The sequence below is a fragment of the Microbacterium paludicola genome, from assembly GCF_039529675.1.
Lineage (GTDB): Bacteria > Actinomycetota > Actinomycetes > Actinomycetales > Microbacteriaceae > Microbacterium > Microbacterium paludicola.
Genome location: NZ_BAAANG010000040.1, coordinates 1 through 2,235, shown reverse-complemented (window position 1 = coordinate 2,235; position 2,235 = coordinate 1). Strand labels below are relative to the sequence as shown.

The window sequence follows — 2,235 nt, the reverse complement described above, 5'->3', positions numbered from 1 at the left end:
ATCACCAGATCCCTGCTCGAGACCGGCGGGTTCAGACCAGCGCTACACGCTCAAATGCGATGAGCCATCTCAACTCCGAGATCGAGGAGCGCGACGAAGCTGGCAATCCGTTCGACCACAAGCGGGAACTCAAGAGCCCGACAGCGGTTCGGGCACTCAAGCAGGCCGTGATCCCGATCTACCAGAAGGCTGTTCAGCGAAAGCGCGCCACGTCCTTCGCCGACGAGTGGAACACAGTCGGCGCGATCGAACCGGTTTAGTCGCGCGACACCTGCTACTGCTCCAAGAGCGCACCGAAGAGGTCGTTGTCGCTGAGTCCGTGTCAGCGATGGTCGTCGGCGAAAAAGTAGAGCAAGCGATCACCCGCCGTCCGAACTCATACGTGCCCGGGCGTGTGCTGCTGACTCTGCTCGGCCGGCGGCCGACCGATGCAGACAAGCCCTTCATCTCCAACCACCTGATGCACTACGCCACCGCCGCGCTCCTCGGCGCGCTTCGCGGCGTGTGGGCCGCAGTCGGCATCCGCGGCGTCTACGCCAACGCCTGGCACAGCCTCGTGCGCCTCGGCTTCGATCAGACCGTTGAGAACGCGACCGGCGTCGGCGACCCACCGCACACCTGGCCCCGACGCGAGCTGGTGGTCGACGTGCTTCACAAGGTTGTCTTCGCCGTCATCACGGGAATCGTCGCAGACCGGATGATCCGACCGCACTTGGTCTCCACCAGGGGGCGAACCAGCCACTGACCAGGGCGACGCGCGAGGCGCGTTAGCACGCCTTCCTTCCGCTAGGGCTATGCGAGGGAGAGGAAGAGTTTCTCGAGTTCTTCGGGGCGTGTGGCATCTTCTGCGTCTGGGTCGGCGAGGCACTCGCGGAGGGCGCTTGAGATGACGAGGAAGCCGGCCCTGTCGAGCGCCTTCGAGACGGCGGCGAGCTGCTGCACGACGTCGCGGCAGTGGGCGTCCTGTTCGACGGCGGTGATGACCGCTGCCAGCTGCCCGTGTGCTCGGCGGAGCCGGTTGACGACCTTGCGCTTTGCCTCCTGGTCGTGCTCCGGTGCCGCGTCCGCGAGTGTGGGTGTGCTTGCCATGAGAGGTCCTTTCGTGAGCCCGAGTTGACAACCAGCATACCCCCGGGGGTATAGTCGGGCTACCGGCGGCGAATACTCCCCCGGGTATAGCGAAGGGATGCGCAGATGTGCCGAGCAGTGATGTGCCGCACGTGCGGCAAGACGACATGGGCCGGCTGCGGCCAGCATGTCGCGGCGGTGAAGAGCAGCGTCGCGAGCTCCGACTGGTGCGGTGGTCAGCACACCGCCGCGGAGCTGGAGGCGGCACAGGCGAACCGCGGCGGGTTCTGGTCACGCCTGTTCGGACGCTGAGGTCGGAGGACGCGCATGCCTACAAAGAACCTGACTGCTGAGACGTTCGAGAGCACCGTCACCGCCACCGGCATCGTGCTCGTGGACTTCTGGGCTGCCTGGTGCGGCCCGTGCCGCGCCTTCGCGCCCGTGTTCGAGTCCGCCTCGAACCGCCACCGCGACGTGGTGTTCGCAAAGGTCGACACCGAGGCTGAGCCTGAACTCTCGGCGGCTAACCGCATCACCTCGATCCCGATGCTCATGGTGTTCCGCGACGGAGTGCTCGTGTACTCCCAGCCCGGCGCGCTCCCGACACCGCAACTCGAGCTGCTGATCCAGAAGGCGCGTGAACTCGACATGGACGAGGTTCACCGGCAGCTCGCGCAGCGCACCGCCTAACCAACTCACACAGACTAAGAGCCCCGAAAGGAACGCCATGTGCGCACGAATCATCTGCCCTGCGTGCGGCAAGCCCACGTGGGACGGCTGCGGCCAGCACATCGAGCAGGCCCTCGCAGGAGTCCCCGAGAACGAGCGCTGCTCATGCAACTGATCACGGATCACGAGGAAAGGAGCGATCGCGATGCTGCTTGAGCGCATCTACGACGAAGACCTCGCACAGGCCAGCTACCTGATCGGCTGCCAGCGCAGCGGCGAGGCCGTCGTGGTGGACCCACGACGCGATATCGGCGCTTATCTGGATCTCGCCGGCAAGCACGGCATGCGCATCGTCGCAGTGACCGAGACGCACATCCATGCCGACTACCTGTCCGGCACGCGCGAGCTCGCTGCGCACACCGGCGCGACCGCGGGCCTTGGCCCTTGATCGTGGACACGGTGTCGGTTCGGTTATGCCGCTTCCGCGAGCGTAGCGGA

5 protein-coding genes and 1 pseudogene are annotated in these 2,235 nt (G+C 65.8%); 5 read left to right on the top strand and 1 reads right to left on the bottom strand.

Going from position 1 to position 2,235, the window contains the following annotated elements:
- The coding region (locus tag ABD161_RS15365; protein ID WP_344004941.1) for a hypothetical protein at positions 1–260 on the top strand (260 nt) is incomplete at its 5' end.
- Positions 261–328: 68 nt separating this feature from the next.
- Positions 329–745 carry a hypothetical protein gene (locus ABD161_RS15360; RefSeq protein WP_344004944.1) on the top strand — a complete coding sequence of 139 codons (417 nt, stop codon included), beginning with the start codon at positions 329–331 and terminating at the stop codon, positions 743–745.
- 47 nt (positions 746–792) lie between these two features.
- Here the strand turns inward: ABD161_RS15360 and ABD161_RS15355 are convergent, their stop codons facing one another.
- Positions 793–1,089: a metal-sensitive transcriptional regulator gene (locus tag ABD161_RS15355; protein ID WP_055988447.1), complete on the bottom strand. Its 297-nt coding sequence runs from the start codon at positions 1,087–1,089 to the stop codon at positions 793–795.
- 105 nt (positions 1,090–1,194) lie between these two features.
- Between ABD161_RS15355 and ABD161_RS15350 the strand changes: the two genes are divergently transcribed.
- The 3 genes and pseudogenes from ABD161_RS15350 to ABD161_RS15340 form a co-directional block, all read left to right on the top strand.
- On the top strand, positions 1,195–1,380 hold the full coding sequence (locus tag ABD161_RS15350) for a hypothetical protein (RefSeq protein WP_055988449.1): 186 nt from the start codon (positions 1,195–1,197) through the stop codon (positions 1,378–1,380).
- A 15-nt stretch (positions 1,381–1,395) separates the two neighbouring features.
- Positions 1,396–1,758, top strand: coding sequence for a thioredoxin (trxA, locus tag ABD161_RS15345; protein ID WP_344004932.1), 363 nt, complete (start codon positions 1,396–1,398; stop codon positions 1,756–1,758).
- A 184-nt stretch (positions 1,759–1,942) separates the two neighbouring features.
- Positions 1,943–2,167 (top strand): annotated as a pseudogene (locus tag ABD161_RS15340) (MBL fold metallo-hydrolase); the annotation flags it as partial.
- Positions 2,168–2,235 lie beyond the last annotated feature (68 nt).